6 protein-coding genes and 1 pseudogene are annotated in these 6400 nt (G+C 67.2%); 2 read left to right on the top strand and 5 right to left on the bottom strand.

Annotated elements, in window-relative coordinates; translation table 11 throughout:
• The 5 genes from ACWDTP_RS36535 to fabG all read right to left on the bottom strand — a co-directional run.
• A partial coding sequence (locus tag ACWDTP_RS36535; protein WP_450028098.1) for a CaiB/BaiF CoA transferase family protein occupies positions 1-965 on the bottom strand: 965 nt, incomplete at its 3' end.
• A gap of 95 nt (positions 966-1060) precedes the next feature.
• Positions 1061-1729 carry a GntR family transcriptional regulator gene (locus tag ACWDTP_RS36540; protein ID WP_450028100.1) on the bottom strand — a complete coding sequence of 223 codons (669 nt, stop codon included), beginning with the start codon at positions 1727-1729 and terminating at the stop codon, positions 1061-1063.
• A 3-nt stretch (positions 1730-1732) separates the two neighbouring features.
• Positions 1733-2926, bottom strand: a complete 1194-nt coding sequence (locus ACWDTP_RS36545) for an acyl-CoA dehydrogenase family protein (RefSeq protein ID WP_450028101.1) — start codon at positions 2924-2926, stop codon at positions 1733-1735.
• Complete coding sequence (locus ACWDTP_RS36550; RefSeq protein ID WP_450028102.1) at positions 2923-4140, bottom strand: acetyl-CoA C-acetyltransferase; 1218 nt, start codon at positions 4138-4140, stop codon at positions 2923-2925. The genes ACWDTP_RS36545 and ACWDTP_RS36550 overlap by 4 nt, the downstream gene beginning before the upstream one ends.
• The gene (gene fabG, locus ACWDTP_RS36555) at positions 4137-4877 is read right to left on the bottom strand and encodes a 3-oxoacyl-ACP reductase FabG (protein ID WP_450028103.1); all 741 of its coding nucleotides are present in this window, start codon (positions 4875-4877) and stop codon (positions 4137-4139) included. The genes ACWDTP_RS36550 and fabG overlap by 4 nt, the downstream gene beginning before the upstream one ends.
• A gap of 110 nt (positions 4878-4987) precedes the next feature.
• Between fabG and ACWDTP_RS36560 the strand changes: the two genes are divergently transcribed.
• Together ACWDTP_RS36560 and ACWDTP_RS36565 are read left to right on the top strand one after the other, a co-directional pair.
• Positions 4988-6217 carry an acyl-CoA dehydrogenase family protein gene (locus tag ACWDTP_RS36560; protein WP_450028104.1) on the top strand — a complete coding sequence of 410 codons (1230 nt, stop codon included), beginning with the start codon at positions 4988-4990 and terminating at the stop codon, positions 6215-6217.
• Positions 6214-6400, top strand: a pseudogene (locus tag ACWDTP_RS36565) (SDR family mycofactocin-dependent oxidoreductase); the annotation flags it as partial. The gene ACWDTP_RS36560 and the pseudogene ACWDTP_RS36565, both read left to right, overlap by 4 nt.

Genomic DNA, 6400 nt, shown 5'->3' on the forward strand with positions numbered 1-6400 from the left:
AGCACATCCTGGGTGGAATGCAGCGGCGCGGCAGGCATTCTCGCCTTTTCCAACAGGTCCAGCACCTCGACCTTGGTCTTGTCGGCGCACCACCGCGCCATGATGTCGTTGAGGATGTCGCCGTTCTGCCAACGGACATCGTCGTTGGCGAACCGCGGATCGTCGAACAGTTCCTCCCGGCCGACCAGGCGGCACCAGCGCTTGAACATCGGTTGCCCGGCCACCTGCAGCAGCACCCACTGGTCGTCGGCCGTCCGGTACAGGTCGCACGGTGCGACCGAGGCACCCTGGTTTCCCATCCTGGGCTTGTCGACCTGCAACAGTTCACGCTCGATCAGAAAAGCATTCGACAACATCAGCGCCGTCGGCAGCAAGGCACCTTCGACGTGCTGCCCCTGCCCGGTCCGATCCCGGTGGTAGAGCGCCATCATCACCCCGATGGCCAGCGTCAGCGCGGTCCCGAAGTCCGCATAGGGCACCACGGTCCGGATCGGCTGATCGGGTAGTCCCTGCCGGTACACCGCCCCCGACATCACCTGGCCGGCCCCGTCGAACCCGATCTTGTCGCTGTAGGGCCCGCCCTCGCCGTACGCCGTCGCGCTGGCCAGGATGATGTCGGGTTTGACGGCTTTCAGCGTCTCGTAGTCCAGGCCGCTGGCCCGCATGCCTGCGGCAGGCATGTTCGCCACGACGATGTCGGAGCGGGCCACCATCCGCCGGGTGATCTCCGCGCCCTCCGGCAGGGTGGAATCCAGTGTGAGTGAGCGCTTGTTGCGATTGCACTGCAGAAAGGTTCCGCCCTCACCTCCTTCGGTGACGGCCTGCACCCAGCGGTCCTCACCGCCTTCGCGCTTCTCGACCCGCAACACGTCGGCGCCCATATCGGCGAGGATCGCGCTGCACCACGGGGCGGCGATGAAACGCCCGTAGTCGAGTACCCGGATTCCGTCGAGAACTCCCGGCATTGCCTACCCTCTTCTCTCGGCGAGCAGACACATAACTGCACATTTCCGGGCTGAAATGGGCAGTTTTGCGTCTGCTCGCGGACTCTTGGTCATCCCTACTCCAGTACGCCCAACCGCGCCAGGTGATCGGTCAGCGGTTTGGAGGCCGCACTGAGATGCTCGGCCATGGCGTCGCGGGCGCGTTTCCCGTCGCGGGCCCGCAACGCCGCCAGGATCCGGCGGTGATCATGCGTGGACTGCTCGGGCCAGCCCTCGACCGTGGGAAACACCGATTCCAGTGCGTAGCGGGTGATCTGGGACATCAGCTGCGCCAGCTTGGGCGATTCCGCGGCCCGGTTGACCTCGCGATGGAACGCGTGGTTGAGCCGGACCGCTCCGTCGTGATCGCCCTGTGCGTAGGCCTCCTCCAGCTGGCGCTGGATCAGCTCCAGCGCGGCGAGCCGCTCGTCGCCGATCTGTCGTGCGGCACGTGACGCCAGCTGCCCACCGATGTGCGCCTGGACGCCGGCGACGTCCTCGATATCACGCCTGGACACCGGCAGCACCACGAAACCCCGCCGGGGCTGCTGGGTCAGCAACCCCTCGGCGCGCAATCCGAACAACGCCTCGCGCACCGGCGTCACGCTGATCCCCAGTTCGGCCGCCAGTTGTTCCAGGCGGATGAAATTGCCCGCCGGGTACGTGCCGTCGAAGATCCGCCTGCGGATCAGGCGGGCGACATCCTCGGCGAGCTGCGGGCGCGCGGCGAAATCCGGGACGGTCACGGGTCAGATCCGGTAGTCGGCGAGCAGCCGTTTGCTGATGATGTTCTTCTGGATCTCGCTGGTGCCCTCGCCGATGAGCAGGAAGGGCGCATCGCGCATCAACCGCTCGATCTCGTATTCCTTCGAGTACCCGTAGCCGCCGTGGATCCGGAAACTCTGCTGGGTGACCTCCGAACAGAATTCACTGGCCAGATACTTGGCCATACCGGCGGCCACGTCGTTGCGCTCACCAGAGTCCTTGAGCCGGGCCGCATTCACCATCATCAGATGAGCGGCCTCGACTTTGGTGGCCATCTCGGCCAATTGGAATGCCACCGCCTGGTGTTCGGCGATCGGCTTGCCGAAGGTCTCACGCTGCTGGGCGTAGCGGACCGCCAGCTCGAAGGCGCGGATCCCCACACCGCAGGCCCGTGCCGACACGTTGACGCGGCCGACCTCGACCCCGTCCATCATCTGGAAGAAACCCTGGCCGGTCACCCCGCCGAGCACGTCGTCGGCACCGGCACGGTAGCCGTCGAAGATCAGCTCGGTGGTGTCGATTCCTTTGTAGCCAAGCTTGTCCAGTTTGCCCGGAATCGTCAGCCCGGGAACCACTTCGCCGAAACCGGTCGGCTTCTCGACCAGAAACGCGGTCAAGTTGCGGTGCGGCTTTTCGGCGCCCTCGTCCGTTTTCACCAGTGCGGCCACCAACGTCGAACTACCGCCGTTGGTGAGCCACATCTTCTGGCCGTCGATCGTGTAGGTGCCGTCGTCGTTCTTCCCGGCCCTGGTGCGGATCGCAGCGACATCGGAGCCCAGCTCGGGCTCCGACATCGAGAACGCACCGCGGGTCTCCCCGGTCGCCATGCGCGGCAGGAACTTCTGCTTCTGGGCTTCGGTGCCGTGCTGGCAGATCATGTAGGCCACGATGAAGTGAGTGTTGATCACCCCGGACACGCTCATCCACCCGCGCGCCAGTTCCTCGACGCACAGCGCGTAGGTGAGCAGCGACTCACCGAGCCCGCCGTACTCCTCGGGGATCATCAACCCGAACAGGCCCATCTCCTTCATCTGGTCGACGATGGCCTGCGGATAGCTGTCGGAGTGTTCCAACTCCTGGGCGACCGGGATGATCTCCTTGTCGACGAACTGTCGTACCGTCGAGACGATCTCACCCTGGAACTCGGTGAGCCCCAGGGTCTGCGCGATTCTGGTCATAGCACCCTCTCGAAGATGGCGGCCAGGCCCTGCCCGCCGCCGATGCACATGGTCTCCAACCCGTAGCGGGCCTGGCGCCGGTGCAGTTCCCGTGCGAGCGTGGCCAGCATCCGCCCGCCGGTGGCCCCGACCGGGTGGCCGAGCGAGATTCCCGATCCCCGCACGTTGGTGCGGTCGTGGTCGGCGGCGCCGAACTTCCACTCCCGCATCACCGCGAGCGCCTGCGCGGCGAACGCCTCGTTGAGTTCGATCAGATCGATATCGCCGAGCCGCAGATCGGCCTTGGCCAGGGCAACCTCGGTGGCAGGCACCGGGCCGATGCCCATGATGTTGGGCTCGACGCCGGCCGAACCCCAGGAGACCAGGCGCACCAGCGGGCGCAGACCCAGCTCGGCGGCCTTGTCCGGGGTGGTGACGATGCACATCGAGGCCGCGTCGTTCTGACCACTGGCGTTGCCCGCGGTCACGGTGGAATCCGGATCCTGTTTGAGCAGAACAGGTTTGAGCTTGGCGAGGGACTGCACGGTGGTATCGGCGCGCGGGTGCTCGTCGGTGTCGATCTCCTGGGAGCCGTTGCGGGTGCGCACCGTGACGGGGACTATCTCCTCGGCCAGGACGCCCTCGGCCTGAGCGGCGATCGCACGCTCATGTGAGCGCACCGCGAGTTCGTCCTGTTCCACCCGGCCGATTCCGTACCGGCGCCGCAGATTCTCGGCGGTCTCCAGCATCCCGCCGGGAACCGGGTAGAACTGCCCGCCCGCGGTGGCCCGGCCCCGGGCCAGCCCGTCGTGGATCTGCACCCCGCTGCGGGCCCCGCCCCACCGCATATCGGTGGAGTAGAACGCCACGTTGCTCATGCTCTCGGCACCCCCGGCGATCACCAGATCGTTGTCGCCGCTGCGCACCTGAAGACAGGCCTGGAGCACGGCCTGCAACCCGGACCCGCAGCGGCGGTCCACCTGCATACCCGGAACCGTCACCGGCAGACCGGCGTCGAGCGCGACGACCCGGCCGATCGCCGGGGCCTCGCTGTTCGGATAGCAGTGCCCGAGAATCACATCCTGCACCTGTTCGGGTGCGATGGCGGTGCGCCGCAACAGTCCCTTGAGCGCGGTGACCCCGAGTTCCACGGCGGACAGCGATGCGAACATGCCGCCGTAGCGGCCGATCGGCGTGCGGACCGGCTCGCAGATCACCGCCTCGCGGGCACTCACACGTGCCTCCCGCCGGTCACCTCGAGCACGGTGCCCGTCATATACGAGGACAGATCGCTGGCCAGGAACAACGCGACCTTGGCCACCTCGTCGGGTTCGCCGGCCCGACCCATCGGGATCTCGGCCAGCTTCTCGTCCCAGATGCGTTGCGGCATCGCCTCGGTCATCGCCGAGCGGATCAACCCCGGCTGGATCGCATTGACCCGCACCCCGAGGTGGGCCAGCTCCTTGGCCGCGGCCTTGGTCATCCCGACGATGCCGGCCTTGGCGGCCGAATAGTTGGTCTGGCCGACCAGGCCGACCTTGCCGGATATCGATGACATGTTCACGATCGCGCCGCGCTTGTTCTCCCGCATGACCGCCGCCGCCGATTTGGTGCCGTTCCAGGTGCCCTTGAGGTGTACGGAGATGACCTGGTCGAACTGGTCCTCGGTCATCTTGCGCAGGGTCGCGTCCCGCGTGATGCCCGCATTGTTGACCATGACGTCCAGACCGCCGAAACGCCGGACCGCGGCGTCGACGAGCGCCTGGACCTCGGCGGCCGAGGTGACGTCGCAGCGCACGGCGGCGGCCACATCGGCACCGCCGAGTTGTTCGGCGGCGGCCTCGGCGGCCTCCAGATTGAGGTCGCCCAACATCACTCGCGCCCCCTCGTCGATGAAGCGCTTGGCGATGGCGAGGCCCAGGCCCTGGGCTCCACCCGTCACCACGGCAGTCTGACCGGTCAGCAATGACACCTGATCACCCAACTTTCCATTCCCGGGGGCTCTGTCCGGCACCGATCATATTTCATATACGATATTGGCTCGTCCGCGACCCCCGACGCCACCGCACAAGGAGTCACTCCGTGACCAGTACCCAGGCCGATGCCGAAGTCGGCGATGACGACTTCCAGCAGATCCTGGCCCAGACCCGCAGCTTCATCCGCGCCGCCGTGGTTCCCAGGGAGAACGAGATCCTGGGCACCGATCGGGTTCCCGACGACCTGCGCGAGCAGGCCAAGAACATGGGCCTGTTCGGCTACGCGATCCCCCAGCAGTGGGGCGGGCTCGGCCTCAACCTGGCTCAGGATGTCGAACTGGCAATGGAATTCGGCTACACATCGCTGGCGCTGCGGTCGATGTTCGGCACCAACAACGGCATCGCCGGCCAGGTGCTGGTCGGCTTCGGCACCGATGAACAGAAGGCCCGATGGCTCGAGGGCATCGCCTCCGGCGACGTCGTGGCATCGTTCGCGCTCACCGAACCCGGCGCCGGGTCCAACCCGGCGGGGTTGCGCACCAAGGCCGTTCGTAACGGCGGGCAGGAGCGCAACGACCGGGGGATCGATACCGCCGACGACTGGGTGATCGACGGCCAGAAACGGTTCATCACCAACGCGCCGACGGCTGATCTGTTCATCGTGTTCGCCCGCACCCGCCCGGCCGACGATGCCGGCCCCGGTATCGCTGTGTTTCTCGTGCCGGCCGACGCACCGGGCGTCGAGGTCGGGGCCAAGGACGCCAAGATGGGTCAGGAGGGTGCCTGGACCGCCGACGTGTCCTTCAACGCCGTGCGGGTTCCGGCCTCGGCCCTGGTCGGCGGCAGCGAGGACGTCGGTTACCGGGCGGCCATGACCTCGCTGGCCCGCGGCCGGGTGCACATCGCCGCACTCGCGGTCGGATCCGCCCAGCGCGCGCTCGACGAGTCGGTGGCCTACGCCGCCGCGGCCACCCAGGGCGGTCAACCGATCGGCGGCTTCCAACTGGTCCAGGCGATGATCGCCGACCAGCAGACCGGGGTAATGGCCGGGCGGGCGCTGGTCCGCGATGCCGCGCGGCAGTGGGTGTCGGGCGCGGACCGGCGCATCGCGCCCTCGGCGGCCAAACTGTTCTGCACCGAAATGGCCGGGAATGTGGCCGATCTCGCGGTCCAGATCCACGGCGGCACCGGCTATATGCGTGAGGTTCCGGTCGAGCGGATCTACCGCGAGGTCCGGCTGCTACGGCTGTACGAGGGCACCAGCGAGATCCAGCGCCTCATCATCGGTGGCGGCCTGGTCAAGGCCGAACAGAGAAAGACCAAGGAGAGTCGATGAGTGATCGGTTGAACGGGAAAGTCGCCTTCATCACCGGGGCGGCCCGCGGCCAGGGCCGCGCGCACGCCGTCCGGATGGCCAAGGAGGGCGCCGACATCATCGCGGTCGACATCGCAGGCCCGCTACCGCCCAGCGTGCCCTACGCTTCGGCCACACCCGAGGATCTGGCCGAGACGGTGCGAC

This window comes from Mycobacterium sp. NPDC003449 (assembly GCF_053588415.1).

What these genes read in the sequence shown, in the direction of transcription:
- ACWDTP_RS36545 (WP_450028101.1), bottom strand. Translation starts at nt 2,926, where the DNA reads ATGACCAGAATCGCGCAGACCCTGGGGCTCACCGAGTTCCAGGGTGAG.